The sequence below is a fragment of the Leucobacter sp. 1207-22 genome (assembly GCF_052850455.1).
In genome coordinates, this window is sequence record NZ_VXCR01000001.1 from 285,652 (window position 1) to 305,938 (window position 20,287).

The 20,287-nt window shown below is 59.2% G+C and carries 21 protein-coding genes and 1 tRNA gene; 10 read left to right on the plus strand and 12 right to left on the minus strand.

What is annotated here, in order from left to right:
* Position 1: 1 nt before the first annotated feature.
* From FW756_RS01320 to FW756_RS01330, 3 genes are read left to right on the plus strand one after another with little or no spacing between them, the layout of a single operon-like run.
* Positions 2-973, plus strand: a complete 972-nt coding sequence (locus FW756_RS01320) for an ABC transporter permease (RefSeq protein WP_446428376.1) — start codon at positions 2-4, stop codon at positions 971-973.
* On the plus strand, positions 970-1,800 hold the full coding sequence (locus tag FW756_RS01325; RefSeq protein ID WP_446428377.1) for an ABC transporter permease: 831 nt from the start codon (positions 970-972) through the stop codon (positions 1,798-1,800). The genes FW756_RS01320 and FW756_RS01325 overlap by 4 nt, the downstream gene beginning before the upstream one ends.
* Entirely contained in the window at positions 1,797-3,302 is a 1,506-nt protein-coding gene (locus tag FW756_RS01330; protein ID WP_446428378.1) for an ABC transporter ATP-binding protein, read from the plus strand. Before FW756_RS01325 ends, FW756_RS01330 begins: the two co-directional genes overlap by 4 nt.
* A 533-nt stretch (positions 3,303-3,835) precedes the next feature.
* Here the strand turns inward: FW756_RS01330 and FW756_RS01335 are convergent.
* Complete coding sequence (locus FW756_RS01335; RefSeq protein WP_446428379.1) at positions 3,836-3,964, minus strand: hypothetical protein; 129 nt, start codon at positions 3,962-3,964, stop codon at positions 3,836-3,838.
* A gap of 420 nt (positions 3,965-4,384) precedes the next feature.
* Positions 4,385-5,137: a FadR/GntR family transcriptional regulator gene (locus tag FW756_RS01340; protein ID WP_446428380.1), complete on the minus strand. Its 753-nt coding sequence runs from the start codon at positions 5,135-5,137 to the stop codon at positions 4,385-4,387.
* Between the two features lie 189 nt (positions 5,138-5,326).
* Here FW756_RS01340 and FW756_RS01345 point away from each other — a divergent pair, with 189 nt between their 5' ends.
* The 3 genes from FW756_RS01345 (at position 5,327) to FW756_RS01355 (ending at position 8,166) form a co-directional block, all read left to right on the plus strand.
* Positions 5,327-6,763, plus strand: coding sequence for a 2-isopropylmalate synthase (locus FW756_RS01345; RefSeq protein WP_446428381.1), 1,437 nt, complete (start codon positions 5,327-5,329; stop codon positions 6,761-6,763).
* A gap of 310 nt (positions 6,764-7,073) precedes the next feature.
* Entirely contained in the window at positions 7,074-7,286 is a 213-nt protein-coding gene (locus FW756_RS01350; protein ID WP_446428382.1) for an XRE family transcriptional regulator, read from the plus strand.
* A 307-nt stretch (positions 7,287-7,593) separates the two neighbouring features.
* Positions 7,594-8,166, plus strand: a complete 573-nt coding sequence (locus FW756_RS01355) for a hypothetical protein (RefSeq protein ID WP_446428334.1) — start codon at positions 7,594-7,596, stop codon at positions 8,164-8,166.
* A 325-nt stretch (positions 8,167-8,491) separates the two neighbouring features.
* Here the strand turns inward: FW756_RS01355 and FW756_RS01360 are convergent, their stop codons facing one another.
* The gene (locus FW756_RS01360) at positions 8,492-8,701 is read right to left on the minus strand and encodes a hypothetical protein (RefSeq protein ID WP_446428383.1); all 210 of its coding nucleotides are present in this window, start codon (positions 8,699-8,701) and stop codon (positions 8,492-8,494) included.
* A 21-nt stretch (positions 8,702-8,722) separates the two neighbouring features.
* A complete protein-coding gene (locus FW756_RS01365) occupies positions 8,723-9,235 on the minus strand; it encodes a hypothetical protein (protein WP_446428384.1) in 513 nt (170 codons plus the stop codon).
* Between the two features lie 292 nt (positions 9,236-9,527).
* Between FW756_RS01365 and FW756_RS01370 the strand changes: the two genes are divergently transcribed.
* Positions 9,528-10,007 carry a hypothetical protein gene (locus FW756_RS01370; RefSeq protein ID WP_446428385.1) on the plus strand — a complete coding sequence of 160 codons (480 nt, stop codon included), beginning with the start codon at positions 9,528-9,530 and terminating at the stop codon, positions 10,005-10,007.
* A 414-nt stretch (positions 10,008-10,421) separates the two neighbouring features.
* On the opposite strand, the gene FW756_RS01375 is transcribed toward FW756_RS01370, so the two are convergent.
* Positions 10,422-10,760 carry a hypothetical protein gene (locus FW756_RS01375; RefSeq protein WP_446428386.1) on the minus strand — a complete coding sequence of 113 codons (339 nt, stop codon included), beginning with the start codon at positions 10,758-10,760 and terminating at the stop codon, positions 10,422-10,424.
* A gap of 69 nt (positions 10,761-10,829) precedes the next feature.
* Between FW756_RS01375 and FW756_RS01380 the strand changes: the two genes are divergently transcribed.
* Positions 10,830-11,015, plus strand: a complete 186-nt coding sequence (locus FW756_RS01380; protein WP_446428387.1) for a hypothetical protein — start codon at positions 10,830-10,832, stop codon at positions 11,013-11,015.
* A 1,009-nt stretch (positions 11,016-12,024) separates the two neighbouring features.
* Positions 12,025-12,315, plus strand: coding sequence for a hypothetical protein (locus tag FW756_RS01385; RefSeq protein WP_446428388.1), 291 nt, complete (start codon positions 12,025-12,027; stop codon positions 12,313-12,315).
* Positions 12,316-12,490: 175 nt separating this feature from the next.
* On the opposite strand, the gene FW756_RS01390 is transcribed toward FW756_RS01385, so the two are convergent.
* Positions 12,491-12,994, minus strand: a complete 504-nt coding sequence (locus tag FW756_RS01390; protein WP_446428389.1) for a hypothetical protein — start codon at positions 12,992-12,994, stop codon at positions 12,491-12,493.
* Complete coding sequence (locus tag FW756_RS01395) at positions 12,973-13,359, minus strand: hypothetical protein (RefSeq protein ID WP_446428390.1); 387 nt, start codon at positions 13,357-13,359, stop codon at positions 12,973-12,975. The genes FW756_RS01390 and FW756_RS01395 overlap by 22 nt, the downstream gene beginning before the upstream one ends.
* Positions 13,360-13,666: 307 nt before the next feature.
* Between FW756_RS01395 and FW756_RS01400 the strand changes: the two genes are divergently transcribed.
* A complete protein-coding gene (locus tag FW756_RS01400; RefSeq protein WP_446428391.1) occupies positions 13,667-13,996 on the plus strand; it encodes a hypothetical protein in 330 nt (109 codons plus the stop codon).
* 172 nt (positions 13,997-14,168) lie between these two features.
* Here the strand turns inward: FW756_RS01400 and FW756_RS01405 are convergent.
* From FW756_RS01405 to FW756_RS01425, 5 genes are all read right to left on the minus strand, one after another.
* Positions 14,169-14,245: transfer RNA gene (locus FW756_RS01405), tRNA-Pro, on the minus strand.
* Between the two features lie 199 nt (positions 14,246-14,444).
* Positions 14,445-16,349 (minus strand): translational GTPase TypA, encoded by a 1,905-nt coding sequence (typA, locus tag FW756_RS01410; protein WP_446428392.1) that lies wholly within the window; start codon positions 16,347-16,349, stop codon positions 14,445-14,447.
* Between the two features lie 237 nt (positions 16,350-16,586).
* Positions 16,587-18,305 carry a dipeptide ABC transporter ATP-binding protein gene (locus tag FW756_RS01415; protein ID WP_446428393.1) on the minus strand — a complete coding sequence of 573 codons (1,719 nt, stop codon included), beginning with the start codon at positions 18,303-18,305 and terminating at the stop codon, positions 16,587-16,589.
* The gene (locus tag FW756_RS01420) at positions 18,302-19,255 is read right to left on the minus strand and encodes an ABC transporter permease (protein ID WP_446428394.1); all 954 of its coding nucleotides are present in this window, start codon (positions 19,253-19,255) and stop codon (positions 18,302-18,304) included. The genes FW756_RS01415 and FW756_RS01420 overlap by 4 nt, the downstream gene beginning before the upstream one ends.
* Complete coding sequence (locus tag FW756_RS01425) at positions 19,248-20,174, minus strand: ABC transporter permease (protein ID WP_446428395.1); 927 nt, start codon at positions 20,172-20,174, stop codon at positions 19,248-19,250. Before FW756_RS01425 ends, FW756_RS01420 begins: the two co-directional genes overlap by 8 nt.
* Positions 20,175-20,287 lie beyond the last annotated feature (113 nt).

A 20,287-nucleotide genomic window follows, 5' to 3' on the forward strand; every position in this document is an offset into this window, starting at 1 on the left:
TTTGAGTACCGACCAGGCCGGATCACCGCGCGAACACTGCATCGTTCGCGCGGTGATCCGGCGTTTGCTCTCAGCATTCCTCGTGGTGTGGGCGACCGCCACGATCGTGTTCTTTGCGCTGCGCGCTGCGGGTGACCCCATCGAAGCGATCATGGGTGGGCCAGGCTCCCAAGCCTCGGTCGAAGCTACCGCACAAGCACGAGCCGAGTATGGCCTCGACCGGTCGATCTTTGTGCAGTACGTCACGCAGCTCTGGAGAATCGCCACCCTTGACTTTGGCGACTCCTACTCCCGCAAGCAACCGGTCATTGACCTGCTTTCAGCCCATGTTCCGCCAACCCTCCTGCTCGCTTCACTGAGTTTCGTGTTGGCCTGGGCCCTGGCGTTGGTGAGCGTGGTCATCGCCGTCAACGCACGTGGCCGTTTTGGCGGAATGATCCGCGCCCTACTCACCGCAATTGAAACGATCGCGAGCGTCACACCGCAGTTCTTCCTTGGCGCGCTCCTCATTATGGGCTTCGCAATGACCTGGAAGGTCCTGCCAGCCACCGGTACCGGACCAGGCGGCCTGATCCTGCCAACGGTCACACTCGCAGTCCCTATCGCGGGATATCTTGCGCACGTGCTGTACGGCCCACTCGCTGAGGCAACTCATGCTCCATATGCGATGACCGCACGCGCACGCGGCGCCTCAGAGACCAGGGTGCTGTTTTCACACACGCTCCGCCATGCCGCGCTCCCCGCGATCGCGCTGTCTGGTTGGGCGTACGGATCACTCCTCAGCGGAGCTGTCGTCGTCGAGGTGCTGTTCGCCCGGCCCGGCCTTGGCCGCCTGCTGCAGGAAGCTGCCACTGTGCGTGACCTGCCCGTCGTCATCGGCGGCGTCGTGGTCATTGCACTGTTTTATGTCGCCGTCATGGTGCTCGCAGATGTTGCCGAATGGCTCGTCCGCCCGAAGGAGGTGCGCGCATGAGCGCAGCGCTCCCCCGCGCTACCGGCGCCCCAAAACTTACTGTCGCAGACTGGCTTGCCATCGCCGCACTTGCATGCATCGCGTTCGTACTGGCCTGGCCTGGTATCGTCGCACCGGGAGATCCACTCGCAATCGATCCTGCTGCGGCGATGCAAGCACCGTCACTGGCGCATCCGTTTGGTACCGATGAATCAGGGCGCGACGTATTCACCCGCGTGGTGCACGGTGCACGTGATTCGGTGGGCATCGGAGTCGCAGCGACCGTCATCGGCGTCGGCGTCGGCGCGTTCCTTGGCTTCGTTGCTGCCCTCAGTCCAGCATGGCTCGACCGCGCGCTGTCACGCCTCTTCGAAGTGATGTTTGCCCTGCCAGCACTCGTCCTCGCACTGCTGTTTATTGCGGTGTTTGGAGGCGGATCCGCGCCCGCAATCATCGCCATCGGCATCGCAACCATTCCCGGATACGCACGCATGCTTCGTGCACGCGTGCGAGAAATCGCCGGTAGCGGCTACGTTGAGTGGGCTCTGCTCGATGAAGTACCTCGCCACACAGTCTTCGTGCGCCACATCGCGCCAAACTCGCTCTGGCCGCTCGCCTCAGCTGCGACGCTCGGAGTCGGGCAGGCCATCGTGTGGGTTTCCGCACTCGGCTTCCTCGGCCTTGGTGCCGCGCCGCCAGCTCCGGAATGGGGAGCAATGCTCGATGCGGGACGCGTCTATCTCGGATCGGCCTGGTGGATGACCGTGTTCCCAGGCCTCGCCATCGTCTGCACCGCGACAGCGCTCACCGTGCTCGGCCGCCGATTCGCGGAACGGAACCCATCATGACCCACGCCCTGTACGTTGAGAACCTGTCAGTCCGGTTGCACGGCGTCCCGCTGGTCGACGATGTGTCACTCGCAGTCGCACCGGGTGAATGTCTCGCAATCATTGGCGAATCTGGAGCGGGCAAGTCCCTGCTGACGCGCACGCTGCTTGGGTTCACGCCCAAACGGGGTGGGTGGCGCCACACCGCCACAGCATTCCGCATCGACGGCCAGGATGTTTCTTCTGCCACAGAACGAACCTGGCGCGGTCTCCGTGGACAACACATCGGACTCGTGCTCCAGGACGCACTCCAGTCGCTCGACCCGCTGCGAACCATCGAACGAGAGATTGGTGAAACCCTCGCAATCCATGGTGGTCCACGGGGCGCGGATCGCCGATCCGCCGTCATTGATGCGCTGACCCGAGCGGGCCTCCCCGATGCGACAAGCTTGCTCCCACTCCGGTCACCGCAGCTTTCGGGCGGCATGCGACAACGTGCACTCATCGCTTCGGCCATGATCGGCAACCCGCCGCTCCTCATCGCCGACGAGCCGACGGCGTCACTCGACAGCGACACCGCTGCAGAAGTGCTTGATGAGTTCGCGCGACTGCGTGACGCTGGTACCGCGCTCATCATCGTCAGCCACGATCTTGCCGCGGTCGCCCGCATCGCAGATCGTGTTGCCGTGCTGGCACGGGGGCGGATCGTCGATAGCGGACCGACTGACCAAGTGCTCGCATATGCGCGTTCGAGTCAGACCGCAAAGCTCATGACCGGGTTGCGGTTGCCAGAGCTTGGTGGTGGTGGCGGTGCCGGTGGTGCTGGCGCTGGCGGTGCGGGTACTGGCGCTGGCGGTGCGGTTTCCAGCAGTGCGGGTGCCGGGAGCGGTACCGCCCAGGAACCGCCGCTCATGTCCCTCCATGATGTAACGCGCGACTTCGGAATGCGCGACGATCAGCCCACCGGTATTCACCGTGCTTCGCTCGACATTCACCGTGGCGAGATTATCGGGCTCACCGGACCCTCCGGCGCTGGCAAAACCACGCTCGGCCGAATTATTGCTGGCGCAGAGACCATCGATAGCGGTGCTGTCGAGACTCCCTCTGGTCCCGTCAGAGTGCGGCTCATTCCGCAGGATCCGCTTGCGACGTTTGACCCGCGTTGGAGTGTTGCGCGGATCATCCGCACGTCGTTAAGGCCTGGATCCTCCGAGACGGTCGTCTCGCTGCTCGCCCGCGTTGGGCTTGCGCCTGGCATGCTCAAGCGCTCCCCCAAAACGTTGTCAGGTGGCGAACGTCAACGCGTCGCCATCGCACGTGCGCTTGCAGCTTCGCCAGACGTGCTCGTTTGCGATGAGCCTGTTTCGGCGCTGGATCCGCATCACCGGGCGAGCGTGCTCGCGCTGCTCGCGGGGCTGCGCGCTGACCATGGCATCATCTTTATCTCCCACGACCGTGAGGCCGTCCGTGCGCTGTGCGACCGGGAGGTTCAGGTGCGTGGCGGGGAGATCGTTGGCGGTTGAGGTTGGGGTGGTTCGTGTGAGCCTCGACGTCCGACCATGCGAGATCGAAGCTCAGCTCCGCGAAATCGGTGCCTTACCTCGCGAGATCGATGCTTTCTGCCGAAAGCGTGCCTTATTTGCGTGAATAAGGGCCTTCTTCGCGAAAAGCGGGGCTTTTCGACGTGGTTGCCCTGCTGCCCAGCTCTCGGATCCGCCAGTTTGCCTGACCAATGCGCCAGTTCTCGTCCTTTCCTGAGGCAAAGACGCAGGCAGTCGTCTGCTTCACTTGCAGCGCAGAACACTCCTAACGTTTCCGCATACGATGCAACAGCAAAACAAGACCGGCACAGGCAAGTCCGATCGCAACGTTCAAGGCATACCCCAGATACGGAGCCGCTGACAATGTCAGCGCAGAGGAAACCAGCCCGCTCAACAGCCCGGCAACCACGCTCGAGACAATAAACCAGGTTGATGATGGCCTATGGTGATGCCTAACATCACGGCATCCGGCTTCTCGCACAGGTGCAGTTTTGCGTGGTTCGTCTACCGACATGTCACTGCTCCTGAGACGCTGCCTGCGACTCCACCAAATAGAAGCCCCGCGCCCGCGCCAGGAGCACCTCTTGGAAGACCAGCAATTGCTCCAGCAATTGCTCCAGCAATCGCACCACTGTCTCGACCATCGCTTTCCTCCTTCAGTCCTCTGCTTCCACAGATCCCTCCAGAAGCAAGACGAAAGTAACAAGCTCACTGGGGCAAGCGGCCAGATGAAGCAGAATGCGAACCCTTTTACCTCACCAGCGCTTGCCGTGCGACCCCCAGCTTCTTCTCGACCCGTTGGCATGCGATGGGGAGCGACCGAGTGACCCGCCGAGAATGTCTCGCTTGTTCGGGTCTGAACATTTCGAGAATGGCGCTTGGCGTGACTCGTGACGGGAGGAATGCCCTAAGGATCGTTTCCATTCTCAAGCGGTGAGGCTTCCTGGCGCGCAAAGTCAGGGCTCAACATAATTGTGACACCACAGGAATGGGCCCAGATGAATGGCGGCTACACGATATCGCCAATGACACCGCACAGAAACCTATTCCAATGGCAGAGAGCCCTACTGAAGTCGCGCCCGCAGCATCTCAAGATGGGCACGGCTTTCATGCGCCGCTGCTGTGGCGTCGCCTGAGGCTATTGCCCCGACGAGTGCGGCGTGTGCGTCATCATCAGGTTCGACCTGGCGGAAAGAACCGCCCGCTGGCGTGGCCTCACTAGCCCCAGCACCAGCACCAGCACCAGCGCCACTTTCACCTCGCCCACCACCACGCGGCAGCGGCAGCGACAACATCTCCACCATCGCGTCCTGCAGCCTCGGCACAAAACTGTCGAAGAGCTCGACGAGCACAGGGTTATGCGACGCGACGACGACGGCCCGGTGAAATGCAGTATCCGCGGCAACAAGTTCGACCACACTCGGGAAATCGCGCTCGCGATTCACGAGGGCAGCTCGGAGGCTGTCGAGATCCGCGCCCGTGCGTCTCGCTGCGGCGAGCGCGGCTGCTTCAGTTTCGATAGCGATCCGCGCTTCAATCACCGAGACGATATCAGCTCGGCGCAGCACGTCACCGAGGTCTTCTTGCGGTTCGGTGGCTGTCACGAAGACGCCTGCCCCCTGGCGGGAGGTGAGGATTCCGCGTCCGGCGAGCTGGCGGATCGCTTCGCGCACCGTTGAACGTCCGACGCCGAGCTCGGGAACAAGGGTCATCTCGCTTGGGAGCTTGGCGCCGACTGCCCACTCACCGCTGTGGATTCGGGCGAGGAGTAACTCCGCTGCCTGATCTGCGAGCGAGACGCGCGTTACCTGTGCCATAGGTTCAGCATAACTTGCTCGCAATCAGACCTGTCTACTTGTCTGAGGAGTTGTGTTAGAGTGATGCCATGCAGTTCACGGGCCTCCTCCTTCTTCGCCGCCACGGCGGGGCGTAGCCAAGACCGGCTCCCCGTCGTGGGGTTGAGCCATGTGCCGGTCATTTGATCCGCGCATGACAGGACACTCACATTGCATACGAATACTTTCCCCACGATCTCCACCCCTGCTGGCGCAGTGCCAACGAACGCCCCCAGCTGGAACCCGCAGCGCCAGTCACAGATGCCCTCGCAGCGATACGCCGATGCATTCTCGCGCGTTGACATCCCACTCATTGAGCGCGATTGGCCGAACCGCCGCCTCACTCAGGCGCCCTTGTGGGTACCGGTCGACCTCCGCGACGGCAACCAGGCGCTGGCCGAGCCAATGGATCCCGTGCGCAAGCGCCGGTTCTTCGACCTCATGGTCACCATGGGATACAAGGAGATCGAGGTTGGCTATCCCTCGGCATCACAGACAGACTTCGACTTTGTGCGCCAGATTGCTGACACCGATATCGCTCCCCCGGATGTCACCATCGTCGTTTTCACCGCCGCTCGGCGCGACCTCATCGAACGCACGATCGCGTCAATTCGCGGAGTGCGCAATAACGTCGTCATTCATCTCTACACCGCGACCGCACCGACGTGGCGTGAGCATGTGCTTGGACACAGTCGCGAAAGCTTGCACGAGCTCATCCTGAATGGCGGGCGCGACGTGCTCGACCTCGCCGGGGATATGCCGAACGTACGTTTCGAGTTTTCGCCAGAGGTCTTCAACCTCACCGAGCCAGAATATGTGCTTGATGTCTGCAACTCCATGACCGAGCTGTGGGATGCCCGCCCCGAGCGCCCCGTCATTCTCAATCTGCCAGCGACCGTCGAAATCGCGACGCCAAATGTGTACGCGGATCAAATCGAATACATGCACAAGCACCTCGCCCGTCGCGAGAGCGTCATCCTGTCGGTGCATCCACACAACGATCGCGGAACGGGCATCGCTTGCGCAGAGCTGGCGGTCCTCGCCGGTGCACAGCGCGTGGAGGGGTGCATCTTCGGCAACGGCGAACGAACAGGAAACGTCGACCTCGCCGTGCTCGCCCTGAATATGCACGCGCAGGGCGTCGACCCGATGATTGACTTCTCTGACATCGACGAGATCCGCCGCACAGTCGAACACTGTAACCAACTGGAGGTGCACCCCAGGCATCCCTACGTGGGCTCGCTCGTGCACACTGCCTTCAGCGGCACACACCAGGACGCCATCAAGAAGGGGTTCGCAGAGCACCGTGCGCGCGCCGCTTCACTCGGCAAGACAGAGCGCGAGATCGAATGGCGCGTTCCGTACCTGCCCATCGATCCAGCAGATATTGGGCGAAGCTACGACGCCGTGATCCGCGTAAACTCGCAGTCAGGCAAGGGCGGTATCGCCTTTCTGCTTGAGCGGGAGTACGGCGTCACGCTGACGCGCGACGAGCAGGTACAGCTGGCGCGTGCCGTGCAGGAGCGCGCAGACGCGAGTGGGCGGGAACTGGAAAGCGCGGAGATTTGGGAGATCTACTGCGGGTTGCCGGGCGTCATTTCTGGCTAGCCAGTGCACTAGATATTGTCTTGTAGTGGCCCGTGACGCAACCGCAGGCCACTACAGGCATCGTCAACCAACACAGTTCTCAAGCTGCAACGACAACGGGGCTTCGAAATATCCCAACTACCTCCAAGCCCAACTTTCACTCTCTCATTGCGCCCATCATGAAATCAACACTGCAAGTCATCGCTTTCATCCTCGCAATCACTGCCGGGATCATCGCAGTACGCACCGCACCAGCAGCCACGGCTTTCGCGTTCGCAGCAGCCGTGTTCATCCTGGCCCCGTCATTCACTCGCAAGAAAGGAAAGTCAGAGTGATTCGCTACCTGTCTCTCAAGGAGCTCGCTGAACGCATCGGTGTTGAACAGCGCACCGCGTCGAAGTACAAGCTCCCTGAGCCTGACGCGATGATCGGCACCACTCGCGGTTGGCTGCCCGAAACAGTAGACGCCTGGAACGCTGGACGTCCTGGTCGTGGTGCTGGTGGTGGGCGAAAGCCGAAAGATTCAGGGGCGGCGTCCGCGTAGCATCTGGCGGGCGTGGAGCGCGTCAGATGCTATCCATCTCGCCACTTTCCTCTACACTGAGGAGTGACATGTATTCGCTTCCGCATTCGGGGCAGACGTGCTCGCTCATGCGTGCCTCCGTGGTGGTGGTGTTCCCTGTGACTGGCATCCAGCGTGTGAAGTGCGCCACCGACATTGCCGTGTGGCGTTGATGCAGACACAGGGAAGAAGATCCGACGCGATGGCCGGGAAGTTTATGTCTCGGTGTTCGACTGGATTTATTCACAAGACAGTTGGGGTTCAGCATGCCGCATCCTATGCTTGTGCCATGAGGAAAATTTCAATACTTGTTGCAGCAAGCGCGTTTGGACTCCTTCTGACAGGCTGCTCCGCCACTGACGCCAAGGAAACTTCAGTAACCAAAGAACAGACTTCAGCAAACCAGAACAACTCTTCTGATGAATTCTCATTCGCTGACATCAAGTCATGCGAAGACATTAAGCCTTTCGTGGAGACGTGGACCGAAGGGTTCGTTCCATACGATTGGAACAACGTTTCAGAAGATGCTGTTCAATGCGGCTGGAACACTCCGCCCGAGGAAGTCACTCCAGAAAATGCACGCTCCATCGAGGTAAACCTGTCGAAGGTTACCGAGCGGCCCGATTACAGCCCACTTGAGAATATGAGCGGCTACGAGGCCATCAGTGACGATTGGGTCAAGGAGAACGGCGGACAGGCCTACTCGATGACTGTCGACATTGGCTTGTCAGCTGTCATTGGCACGACTATCTGGGTTCCAGGTGTTGAGGTCACAGTTTCTGGGGGCAGGTGGGAGAACCTTCCAGAGCTTGATGGCGCCGCAGCGCTGGAAGTAGCAAAGATGATCCTCGGCGCTCAGTAAGTACTTGGGCGCCTTTTTGCCTCGGTATTTACCAGCTTCTTCTGCAGTGCGTGGTGCGTTCGTTTGCGCGCAACGACTTGCGAACGCACCACGTCTCTCCGATCCACCGCGAGAGTGTCGTTTTCTTCCTTCGGCACGACTGGCCGATACGAACAATGCATGACGCATCATGGAAGACATGACCAGGGGCGGCCTGCCGAACATGCAGAACCGCCCCTTAGAAAGACGAAAGCCCCGAAACAGATGCTGTCGCGGGGCGGTGGTCGGATACAGTGATCCACCATCTGTATATAGATTTGCACGAGTGGCACGAGATGTCAAACACTCACCGTCGTGTGTCCAGTTCGGCTTGTAGCAGGTCAGGCACGGAGAGCCGCTTGACACCGTTGATGCGCATGACTTTCACGCGTTCGTCACGGATCCACCGGTAGATGGTGTGCTGGGACTTCCCTGCCCGTTCGCCCGCGTCTTCTAGCTTCACGAAGTGGTCGTCAAGCTTCGTTGTTCGCGGCACTCGTTGTGCTGGTGTTTGCATAAACGCCTTCCTCTACGTCAGTCAGGATGATGTGCATTGCGAGCGCGTACTGTGCTGGCGTGAGCTCGTACCCGCAATACAGGAGTTAATGATCCGGTCACCTGGGTAACGTGGTGGCCGGTACGCGAGCGTGAGCTTGTTGCATCCGCCGCATGTCATCACGGTGATCTTGCGTGGTTTGTCTTCTTGTGGCCAGTTCCGGTCTGCTGCGGCGACGAGTCGGCCGATCTCGATGGCGTGGTATTGGCCGATCTTGTCGTTTGCTGCTTCGTGTTCGTCTCGGAACCGGTTGAGTGCGGTCAGGTGGCTTTGGATCTCGTCAGCGGCAAGCCAGGTCGCTGCGAGTGGTGTTGCCGGGTCGGTGGAAGAGTTCACTCGCACGTCTTCTGCTTGTGCGCGGATCTCCCCCGCTGCCTTCAGCCAGATGATGATTCCAGCAGCTGCCGCCCACGCCCATTTGAATCGCGCGAGCTCGTGCTCTGTCAGACAACCGAACGTCTCGTGTTCGAGAGACGCTCGTTCAGTGGTTTCCATGTTCCCCTCTCAGGGTGATTCCGTCTGTACTGACGTAGTCAGTAATGCGGGTGACTTTCGCTTCCGTAATGTGCTTTCCGAGCGTGACGAAGAACACTTCTAGCGAACGCGCTGCCTGTTCACTTGGATCGGCGAATCTTTGGATCGCGTAAATGTGTCGTTGTCGTTTCCGGCGTGCGCCGCGCACTTTCATGCGAGGGAAGTAACGCTGAGTTCGAGGATTCTTGGCCGTGTGGGTTTCCCCTTCCTGTGGGTATAGAAAAGCCACCCGAACTTGGATAGGTTGAGTGGCATGAATGAGAGTGAGATTGATCCGATTGCATCCGCAGCAAAGGGCGTAGTGTCCGGCGCGTTGGAGGGTTTCTTCGCTAGAAAGGACGCAAAGGCTGCGGCAAATAAGGTCCTTGCGCCTGCGCTCCCCATCGTTCGCTCAACTTTGGCGATCAACCCTAATTGGGTTGTTGAACCGTTGCTGATGAACCGCGAGAAAAGGATTCTCCTTTACTGTGTCGTGAAGACTTCTTCAGCCGTGGTGTCTGACCTTAAGATTTCCCGGTCATTTATGAGTCCGGAGATCCGGTTCTATGGAGACACGGAATGGCCTGGTGAAATTGGTCAAAACGAACCTCTGTTTTTCATGGTTGGCATGCGGCCATTTGGAGAGTTCGGTAAGCCTGAGGTCACTCTCGAGTGGGTTGACGCGAATGGCAACAAGCAAGACGATGATTTTAGAATCTCGCTTACTGGCAGCGCTATCTTGGATTCCTATTAGTTCGCACTTCGAATCAGTTCTTTCAGTAGCCCGAGTATCGCGTCAGCATCGTCCAGGTCTTTCTGCTCGATGCCCTGATACTCGGGCTCTCGTGTTGAAGCGAGACATTGCGCGATCTGTTCTCGTGTGGGTGCGAGCGAGCTGTGCTTGCGCCCACACGGCACCGGCGGCAAACGCTTTCTGACGCAGTCGGCGGCTATTATTGAGCGCTGGCAGGTCTACCCCTATGAATGGGTAACGCTGTGCAGCCTCCGCTTCCGCTGCGGCTCGAATATCAACGATCATCGCGGCACCCCACAATTCCCGCACGCCTGACCGCCAGCGTTGAGCCAAGCCCACCGGTGATTGCCGTACTGGCACGGGTGCAACAGGGGCTCTTGGCTGTTTAACTCGTGAATCGTGATTTGTTGTGGCTCACTCATCGTTCTTTTCTTTCCCTGTATCGAAAGCAGCGACCGTAGGACACGGCCAAGGCGCATGCCCGTACGGTGATTGGTAGCAGGTCAGGCAGTACGGCTCGTCATCGTCAGTCATCTTGCGATGCTTCGACTTGGCTCGCTCTATCGCTGCCTCAGCACGCTCAGCACGCTCGATAGCTTCGTCGCGCTCCTCTCGAACAGCAGCTAAGTCGTTGACCAGCCCTACGTTGATCTCAACCACTCGGTTGAGATTTCGGTTCACGGTGGCGTGAGCCTGCTCGTCGCAGCTGTTTGCGGGCAGCGCTCGCAGCTTGGCAACATCAATCTCAGTCATGGTTTCTTCTTCCTTGCTTTATGGATGCAGGTATAGAAAGGCCACCCAAACTCAGATAAGTTGAGTGGCATGATCGACGAAAGAGCGAGTATCGCGTTGGATATCTCTGCGATTGTTCTGCCCATCGTCCTCGCGGCGATCTTCTTCTACGTCTTGTGGGGAGTCATCAGAAGCGCCGTCCTTTCCGCTTTGCGTAAACACGCTGCCGAACAGGCGGAAGCTTCGAACATCCGTCGAAGCGACGACGCCTCTTAGCTTTCCCAGCGGCTCCGCCCTGCTCAAGCATTGAATCAAACATCATGTCGTTTTCCTTTCAATCGTTTGCCCGCATGCCGCGCACACGGGAGGGATCATCGCCGCGAAGTCGTCAGCCAGACCGATGATCTCGGCCTGACGTTCAAATTCACGAGACAGGTCATCCAGTTCAGGCTCACTGCGATTTGGAGACTGACTGAAAATTTCTAGGGTCGCCAAAGCAATCTCCAATCTTGGATAGAGTGCGAGCTATGGAAACATCGGCCATATCTCAAACAGTGGCTTCTGCCGTTGATTGGACTACTGTCACAAGCACCGCGGTTGGAACTTTTGTTGGCGCAATAGTCGCCTCAGGCGCAGCTCTATTTGCTGTCGCAAAGACATATCGAGATCGCACAGCACTATTTGTTAGCAAAACAAGCGTCCACTCAGACTCAAGTTTCGAGCCATGGCGCAGCATCCAGGTTGAAATAGGAAACTCTGGGACAAAGGTTGCCAAGAACGTATATGTCACGTTCGACAGCGATGTTGATCAGCCCTCCCGTGTCATCACCCCCATGCTGTCGCCAGGACAAACCTTCTAGTGGTCGATCAATCTCAAGCAGGTTGACCCACAGTTCGCTGCTTCTGTAAATCAAGAATATGGCTCTGCTTACACGCCTTGGAAAGATGATCTATCAGTGACGGTATTCTGGCGAGAAGGCCGTAAACAGGAAAAGGAAAAGTCTGAGACATTCGTCATTCCAGTCCCTGATGGTCTCGTAACCGAACCAACTGGTACTCACAACACTCCATTGGCCTGAGCTGAGGGGCCAACCTCTCGTCCAGCCCCTCATGGGTATAAGAAAACCCCGCCTAGTCGAGCGGGGTCGGTGTTACAAGGTGCGGGTCAGAACGGCTGCGGGCTGCTTCACGAGCATTCACTGCGCAACATTCACGCCACAATGCTTGCGTTTCACAGTTCGGCGGCGAGCGCGTTGGTTGTGTTGGGTGTGGTGATGAGCCGGACGTGACATCCGTGTGCGTGCTCCGTGGTTTGGTGGTCTTTGGTGAGCAGGCAGGGGTAGCAGACTGTCTCGTAAGTGCTGGAGCTGTCTGGCGTGGTGATGATGCGTTTGTGTTCTGGGTGTTCGCATGGTGCGCCGCATGCGGGTTCCTCGGTTTCGATCAGCTCGGGTGTGAGGGTGTGCGTGTCGTACGCGAGTCCGCATGGCTGGCAGATGAAGCTGTCGCCGTCGTGGTCGCACGATTCTGCGCAGTGTCCGCAGTGTGGGTACTGTGCTTCTGCATCGCTGAGTAAGTGTTCTCGCTGGCGTGCTGTCATTTTTTTCGTCATGCCGCCCATGCCTCTCGTGTTTCTTTCGATTCGAGGTGGAGTACGAATCGGCAGTCTGGGCAGATGGTTTGCTTTGCCCGGTTCTCCCAGGTTTTGAGCGTTTGCGGGCATCGTGCGCACCACTTCAGTGTCTTCTGGCTCACTTGTCTGTGTCCTCTCGCGCGAGCTGTTCTTCGATCGCTTGGATGGTGTCTTCGTCGAGGCGTCGCATCCCGAGCGCACCCACGTATGGGATCGGTTCTGCGAGCTGTCGCGGGCGTTCTACGCGCAAATGGTGGTTTCCTGGCTGCGCCCAAGGCGAGCACATCACCTTGCGCATCTGGATCTTGCTGTTGGTGTCATTGCACCCGACGCCAGGCGTGTAAGCGTGCGTCTCGGTCAAGTCGACGACGCCGAGGATCACACCTCGAGGGAGATCCACGTACCGCCACGCTTCCCCAGTCGCCTGCACGTGGTGTTCAATCGCTGCGGCGAGCGCGGGGTCGTTCAGTGCGCCGTAGTCTCCTGACTTCGCAGCATGAATCGCGACAGGGCCGCGGTAGGCTCCTGCAATGTTGCGGACGCGGTTCTCGACGTCCTTGTACCCATGCATGATCGCCCACGCCCACGGCTGCCGTACAGTCAGTACTCGCATTGCAGCCATCGTCTAGTTCCCTTCTGGTCGGTGTTCAACACTTCGGCTCGTGAGACAGCGCTCGCCGCAGTGGTTTGGTTGTTTGCCTCGTCTGGGTCTGCGGGTTCCCAGTCGCTTGCTTTCCTTCGTCGGACGACCCAGAAGTTTCGTTCGCGTTTCCAGTAGCGGCGTAGGTTGGCGACGTCTTCGCGGGCAGCTTCTTGACTGGTTGCGGAGTGGACTCCGACGAGCGTCTCCCCCGCGTATCCCCATTCCCATTCGGGTTCCGCTGGCGCGTTTTCGAGGGCGGAGACGAGTTGCGGCGCGATGTCATGTGCGAGGCGATCGGCTCCGCGTCGTCCGAAGTTGTAGTCTCGGCAATCAAACCACAGCAATCCACAATCTGACCGGTCACCAGATCATTTGTCGCGCGCCCACAAGGTCGGGGCGATACCAGTCTGCGAAATGCGCGGCGCGGGATCTGCCACCAGGTTGCCGAGGACCGTGACGAGTGGTTCACCTTCCATCAGGTTGCCCATTCTGACGGAGTGATCGGTGTACACCGATGGCGTTCAAGCACGGGGTCCAGCCGTTTGGGTGTATAAGCGAGAACATCATCACCAGAAGCCGTGCTTCATTAAAGTTCGGGAGGGCCTCTGTGCGTCTTACAAATCACCACTCTTCCTGTTGCAGAATTGAGAAATGAGTAATACAGCGCAGCCTCGCAAGTTCCCGGCATCCGAGTATGTGACGTTCACCCTGTTATCCGTAGCACTCCTCTTTGGCGCAGTCTTCGCTTCCTCAATGGGCAGGTTCCTCAGTTATGCGGGAACCGTGACCACGCGTTCGGCGAGCAAGTTCAATGCCGGGATGGGTTTCGTGGTCGGCGGGCCGTTCGTGATCTTCGCGGGCGTGTTGCTTCTCGGCTGGATGTTCTACGCTCGCGGGCTTCGCGCCTGGTTTTTGCCGCTGCTCGGAATCATCGCGCTGATCATAAACTTCTACGCAGTCGCAGCGTTCCTTGGTGGTTAACATCTACCCGCACCCGTAGCCCGGCCAAATGCAGGAGGTTGTCAGATGGAGGCGGGCTTCAGCTGCGTAGTTTGCCGTGTTAGCCCGATGTCGGCGATTTGGGTTCGATTCAGCTTTGCGCACTAAAAAGCCCCGGAACTTCCGCATCATTCTGCGGTAGTTCCGGGGCTTCTGGTCGGGATGACAGGATTTGAACCTGCGACCCCGTCGTCCCGAACGACGTGCGCTACCAAGCTGCGCCACATCCCGATTTGCGTTTGCACGCAGGTTTTAGTTTAGTGGCGCGCACGAGAAACACGAAAACGGCGACGCGTTTTGCGCAAACCCGGGCGATCCTCACACCAGGGAGACACCCACAGAAACACACTGTGCCCGGCCTCCCATCAGGAGACCGGGCACAGTGTCAGCTGCTCAGTAAGCAGCCAGCGCGCTCAGACGCAGAAGCGAATTACTTCTGGTTCTTGTTGCGCGAAGCGGTGCGTGCACGCATGGTCGAGTCAAGCACGAGCTTGCGGATACGAACGTGCTCGGGGGTAACCTCGACGCACTCGTCTTCGCGAGCGAACTCGAGGCATTCCTCAAGCGTGAGCTTGCGGGGCGGTGTCATCGACTCGAAGTTGTCAGCCGATGCCGAACGCATGTTCGTCAGCTTCTTCTCCTTGGTGATGTTCACATCCATGTCTTCCGAACGTGAGTTCTCACCGATAACCATGCCCTCGTAGACCTCCTGCGTCGGCTCGACGAAGAACGACATACGCTCCTGCAGGTTGATCATCGAGAACGGAGTCACAACGCCTGCACGGTCAGCAACGATCGAACCGTTGTGACGGGTGACGATCTGGCCAGCCCACTCGGCGTAGCCGTGTGCGATCGCGTTCGCGATACCGGTACCGCGGGTCTCAGTCATGAACTCCGAACGGAAGCCAATGAGGCCACGCGAAGGAACGATGAACTCCATGCGAACCCAGCCGGTGCCGTTGTTCACCATGTTCTCCATGCGGCCCTTACGAGCAGCGAGGAGCTGGGTGATTGCGCCGAGGTATTCCTCAGGAGTATCGATGGTGAGGTGCTCGTAAGGCTCGTGAGTCTTACCGTCGACCTGCTTGGTCACAACCTGAGGCTTGCCAACGGTGAGCTCGAAGCCCTCACGACGCATGTTCTCAACGAGGATCGAGAGAGCGAGCTCGCCACGACCCTGAACTTCCCAAGCGTCGGGACGCTCGGTATCGAGAACGCGCAGCGACACGTTACCGATGAGCTCACGGTCAAGGCGATCCTTGATCATACGAGCGGTGAGCTTGTGGCCCTTGACCTTGCCAACGAGGGGCGAGGTGTTTGCACCAATGGTCATCGAGATCGCGGGCTCATCGACCGTAATCGTCGGGAGGGCGATCGGGTTGCTCGCGTCAGCGATGGTCTCACCAATGGTGATGTCTTCGATACCAGCGATCGCAACGATGTCACCGGGGCCTGCCTTCTCAGCAGGGTAACGGGTGAGTGCCTTGGTGAGCATGAGCTCAGTGATGCGCACGTTCTGGGTGGTGCCGTCGTGCTTGATCCACACAACGTTCTCGCCCTTGTGGATCTCACCGTGGTGCACGCGAAGCAGTGCAATACGGCCGAGGAACGGCGACGAGTCAAGGTTGGTGACGTGTGCCTGAAGAACGTGCTCGTCATCGTAGGTGGGAGCAGGAACGCGCTCGAGGATGACCTGGAACAGGTCCTCAAGGTTCTCCTTGTCAGGCAGGGTGCCGTCTGCGGGACGGTTGTGTGAAGCAACGCCTGCACGGCCCGAGAGGTACACCGTGGGAACCTCGAGCACCGAGTCGATGTCGATGTCTGGGTGGTCCTCAGCGAGGTCCGAAGCGAGACCGAGGAGGAGGTCCTGAGCATCACTCTCGACGCCCTCGATACGTGCATCGCCACGGTCGGTCTTGTTGATTGCGAGGATCACCGGCAGGCGAGCCTCAAGTGCCTTGCGCAGCACGAAGCGGGTCTGGGGCATGGGGCCTTCAGCCGAGTCAACGAGCAGTACAACGCCGTCAACCATCGAAAGCGCGCGCTCGACCTCGCCACCGAAGTCAGCGTGACCCGGGGTATCGATCACGTTAATCGTGACAGGGCCGTTCTGAGCATGGTCACCCTCGTAAGTAATCGCGGTGTTCTTCGCGAGGATCGTGATGCCCTTTTCGCGCTCGAGATCGTTCGAGTCCATGACGCGGTCGCCGACTTCTTCGTGCGCATCGAACGAGTTCGTCTGCGTGAGCATTGCGTTGACGAGGGTGGTCTTGCCGTGATCGACGTGTGCGACGATAGCGACATTGCGAAGGTCTTCGCGTGTTGCGAGAGCCATAAAGGTGGGATCCTAACGAGACATGCGGAAGGTCGGCGGCGGGTGCCTATGACCGTGCGAAGGATCGCAGCAGCCTGAAAGAAGCCGACGCACTATTCTACACAAGCATTTCTGAACTTTTCACCCGAATGGCTCGCGTTTCTGGTGCGGGGGGGGCCACGAGGGCCGACGAACAATACGCAAGAGGCCGGTGAACACTGAGTGTCCACCGGCCTCTTATGTGACGAAGAGTCCGCCTTACTGGATACCCAGTTCGATGTTTCGACCGGGAATCGCGTTCAGCAGATTCTGCGTGTAGGCATGCTGCGGGTTCTCGAAGACCTCAGCGGTAGTTGCCTGCTCGATGATCTGTCCCTGCTGCATCACGCACACACGATCCGCGATGAGGCGAACCACAGCGAGGTCGTGAGTGATGAACAGGTAGGTGAGGCCAAGATCGCGCTGCAGCTCTGCAAGGAGCTCCAGGATCTGCGCCTGCACGAGCACGTCAAGCGCCGATACCGCCTCGTCAAGGACGAGGATCTCAGGCTTGAGCGCGAGACCACGGGCAACAGCAACGCGCTGACGCTGGCCGCCCGAGAGCTCGTTCGGGTAACGCGTCGCAAGTTCGCGAGGAAGCGCAACCTGGTCAAGCAGCTCGTTGAGACGCGCCTTGCGGCTCGCAGCGTCACCGATGCCGTGCACCTTCAGGGGCTCAAGGATCGTATTGCCGATGTTGTGCAGCGGATCAAGCGATCCGTACGGATCCTGGAAGACCGGCTGCAAACGGCTCCGGAGCTTGAAGAGCTCGCGTCCCTTGAGATCCTTCGTTGGCTTGCCCTCAATGAGGATCTCGCCAGTCGTCGGCTTCTCAAGCTGCAGCACCATCTTCGCGATGGTCGACTTGCCAGAACCCGACTCACCAACGAGTGCCATGGTCTCACCACGGTTCACCACGAAGTTTGCGTTCTTGACCGCAGCGAGATCTTCGGTTCCGAAGTTGCCCTTACGAAGCTTGTAGATCTTGGTGAGATCACGCACCTCGATCACGGGAGTCTTCGTCACCTCGAGCTGTTCAGCTCGCGCAGTCGCCATTGCAGCGAGGTCGAATGCGGCATCGCCAGCGGCAACACCTGCACCGTCTGATTCGCCGATACGACGCGAAGCGAGGCTCGGTGCCGCAGCGACGAGACGCTGGGTGTACGGGTGCTGCGGGCGCTGCAGAATCTCGCGGCTGGGGCCAGCCTCGACAATGTTGCCCTTGTACATCACGATGAGCTTCTCAGCGCGCTCAGCCGCGAGGCCGAGATCGTGCGTAATGAAGACCACCGCGGTGCCCTGCTTCTGCGTGAGCGATGCAAGGTGATCGAGCACCACACGCTGCACGGTGACATCGAGCGCCGAGGTTGGCTCATCAGCAATGAGCAGCTTCGGGTTCGCCGACATACCAATGCCGATGAGCGCGCGCTGCTTCATGCCGCCAGAGAACTGGTGCGGGTACTGACGCATACGCTTGTCAGCATCCTTCAGGCCTGCCTGCTCGAGTACCTCGACCGCACGCGCACGAACAGCCTGACGGCCCTTCGCAACACCATTGGCGCGGATCGCCTCTTCAACCTGGAAGCCAACCGACCACACGGGGTTGAGGTTTGACATCGGGTCCTGCGGAACGTGGCCGATCTCACGGCCACGCAGCGACTCCATCTCGCGACGGCTCAGACCAACGAGCTCGCGCCCGTTGAGCTTGATCGATCCGCCGGTGACTGCACCCGTGCCTGGAAGCAGGTCGATGACTGCGTGCATGGTCGTTGACTTGCCCGAGCCGGACTCGCCAACGATTGCAACCGTCTCGCCAGGGTAGACGTCGAAGTCGACGCCGTGTACGACCTCGGTCTGCTTCTTCTTTGCACCAAACGAGATACGCAGATCACGTACGCTCAGCAGCGGTTCCATCTGCGACTTGGTCCTTTCGTTCATCGACGAGCCCTCGCCTTCGGATCAAGCGCGTCGCGGACGACCTCGCCCATCATCACGAAACCGAGCACGGTAATCGCAAGAGCAAGAGACGGCCACATAAGAATCTCAGGCGAGTTACGCAGATCACGCTGCGCCGCACTGATGTCATTGCCCCAGCTCATGAATTCTGCTGAGGGAAGACCAACACCCAGGAACGACAGCACTGCCTCAGCCACGATCGCCGCCGAGAGCGACAGCGTCGTCACCACGATAAGCGGTGCGATCGCGTTGGGGAGCACGTGCTTCACGAGGGTGCGGATCCGCGACAAGCCAATCGACTCAGACGCCATGACGAAGTCAGAGTTCTTCACCCGCAGAATCTCACCGCGCAGAATTCGCGCGGAAACCGGCCACGAGAAGCCACCGATTGCGAGCGCAATGACCCACACGTTGCGGTAGTCAGCGAAGACGGTCATCACGATGACTGCAGCGAGGATGTAAGGAATCGAGAAGAAGATATCTCCAAGACGCGACAGCACGGTGTCGACCCAGCCGCCGAAGAAGCCGGCGAGGGCGCCCATGACTGTACCGATCACGAACGTGATGAAGATCACGATAAGACCGACGGTGACCGAGGTGCCTGCACCCCAAACAACGCGCGAGTAGATGTCGCATCCCTGCGCGTCATAGCCAAGTGGATGCCCAGGTGATGCAGGGCTCTTCGAGAAGTCGAGGCTGCACGCACGAGGATCAACACTCGTGAACCAGGTCGGGAACATCGCGACAAGCGCGATGACGAGAATGACAACAGCCGAGATCCAGAACATGGGACGACGACGCATGTCGCGCCACGCATCCAGCCACAGGTTCGAACGCTTCGCGTCGATGCGTACCGCATCAACGGCAGCTACCGGGGTCTCTTCGAACGGAGCTACATAGTGCTCAGTAGTAGGTTTCTGGGACTCAGGCATATCGGATCCTCGGATCAAGTACTGCGTACAGGAGGTCAACAAGCAAGTTCACGCCGAGGTACACAAGCACCATGACGGTCACGAACGACACGACGGTCGCGTTCTCGCCCTTGATGATTGCTTGGAACAGCGCGTTACCGACGCCGGGAACGTTGAAGATACCCTCGGTGACCGTTGCGCCGACAATCAGAATTCCGAAGTCGGTTGCCGTATTCGTCACGGTAGGAATCATCGAGTTACGCAGCACGTGCACGGGAATGACACGACCACGGCTCAAACCCTTTGAATAGGCAGTGCGCACGAAGTCCTGGTTGAGCGTGTCGATCACCGAAGAACGCGTCAGACGCATGCTCGTCGCGTACAGGCTGATACCAAGGACGAGGCCAGGCAGCAAGAGGTCCTGTAGCGGGGCGCCAGCACCGACAGTGGGGCTGAACCAACCGAGCTTCACACCGAAGAAGAACTGCGCTGCGAACGCGATCACGAAGATCGGCACGCTCATGAGGAGCAGACCGATAATGAGGTTCACGTTGTCGAAGATGCCACCCTTGCGAAGGCCCGAGAAGAGACCCACTGCAATGGCAACAAACAGTTCAACGACAATTGCGATCAGAGCAAGCTTCACGGTGACCGGGAAGGTGCGTGCGAGCACCTCTGAGATCGGCTGGCCTGAGAAGCTCATGCCGAAGTCGCCGACGAGCACTCCCTTGAGGTACAGGAAGTACTGGACAATGAAGGGCTGATCTAGGTGGTACTGCTCTTTGAGCTGCGCGACCACTGCTGGGTTTGGCGTCTTGTCGCCAAACATCGCAAGGATCGGGTCGCCCGGCATAGCGAAGACCATGAAGTAGATCAGGAATGTGGTGCCCAGCAGAACTGGAATCACCTGGAGAAGCCGGAAAAGGATGTATCTCAGCACGAGCTACTCCTCTCCGGCATGACTGGAAAAGCCAAAATGCGCATCCTCTCAAGAATTTTGATGCGTAAGTTCAGTATTACAACAGATTAATACCCTAATAAACCGAGAGTCGA

Coding starts and splice junctions, on each gene's coding strand:
- FW756_RS01380 (WP_446428387.1), top strand. CDS start 10,830: ATGATCGACGAAAGAGCGAGTATCGCGTTGGATATCTCTGCGATTGTT.
- FW756_RS01335 (WP_446428379.1), bottom strand. CDS start 3,964: ATGGTCGAGACAGTGGTGCGATTGCTGGAGCAATTGCTGGAGCAATTG.
- FW756_RS01375 (WP_446428386.1), bottom strand. CDS start 10,760: ATGACTGAGATTGATGTTGCCAAGCTGCGAGCGCTGCCCGCAAACAGC.
- FW756_RS01400 (WP_446428391.1), top strand. CDS start 13,667: ATGAGTAATACAGCGCAGCCTCGCAAGTTCCCGGCATCCGAGTATGTG.
- FW756_RS01330 (WP_446428378.1), top strand. CDS start 1,797: ATGACCCACGCCCTGTACGTTGAGAACCTGTCAGTCCGGTTGCACGGC.
- FW756_RS01360 (WP_446428383.1), bottom strand. CDS start 8,701: ATGCAAACACCAGCACAACGAGTGCCGCGAACAACGAAGCTTGACGAC.
- FW756_RS01390 (WP_446428389.1), bottom strand. CDS start 12,994: ATGGCTGCAATGCGAGTACTGACTGTACGGCAGCCGTGGGCGTGGGCG.
- FW756_RS01415 (WP_446428393.1), bottom strand. CDS start 18,305: ATGAACGAAAGGACCAAGTCGCAGATGGAACCGCTGCTGAGCGTACGT.
- FW756_RS01365 (WP_446428384.1), bottom strand. CDS start 9,235: ATGGAAACCACTGAACGAGCGTCTCTCGAACACGAGACGTTCGGTTGT.
- FW756_RS01370 (WP_446428385.1), top strand. CDS start 9,528: ATGAATGAGAGTGAGATTGATCCGATTGCATCCGCAGCAAAGGGCGTA.
- FW756_RS01355 (WP_446428334.1), top strand. CDS start 7,594: ATGAGGAAAATTTCAATACTTGTTGCAGCAAGCGCGTTTGGACTCCTT.
- typA (WP_446428392.1), bottom strand. CDS start 16,349: ATGGCTCTCGCAACACGCGAAGACCTTCGCAATGTCGCTATCGTCGCA.
- FW756_RS01420 (WP_446428394.1), bottom strand. CDS start 19,255: ATGCCTGAGTCCCAGAAACCTACTACTGAGCACTATGTAGCTCCGTTC.
- FW756_RS01325 (WP_446428377.1), top strand. CDS start 970: ATGAGCGCAGCGCTCCCCCGCGCTACCGGCGCCCCAAAACTTACTGTC.
- FW756_RS01340 (WP_446428380.1), bottom strand. CDS start 5,137: ATGGCACAGGTAACGCGCGTCTCGCTCGCAGATCAGGCAGCGGAGTTA.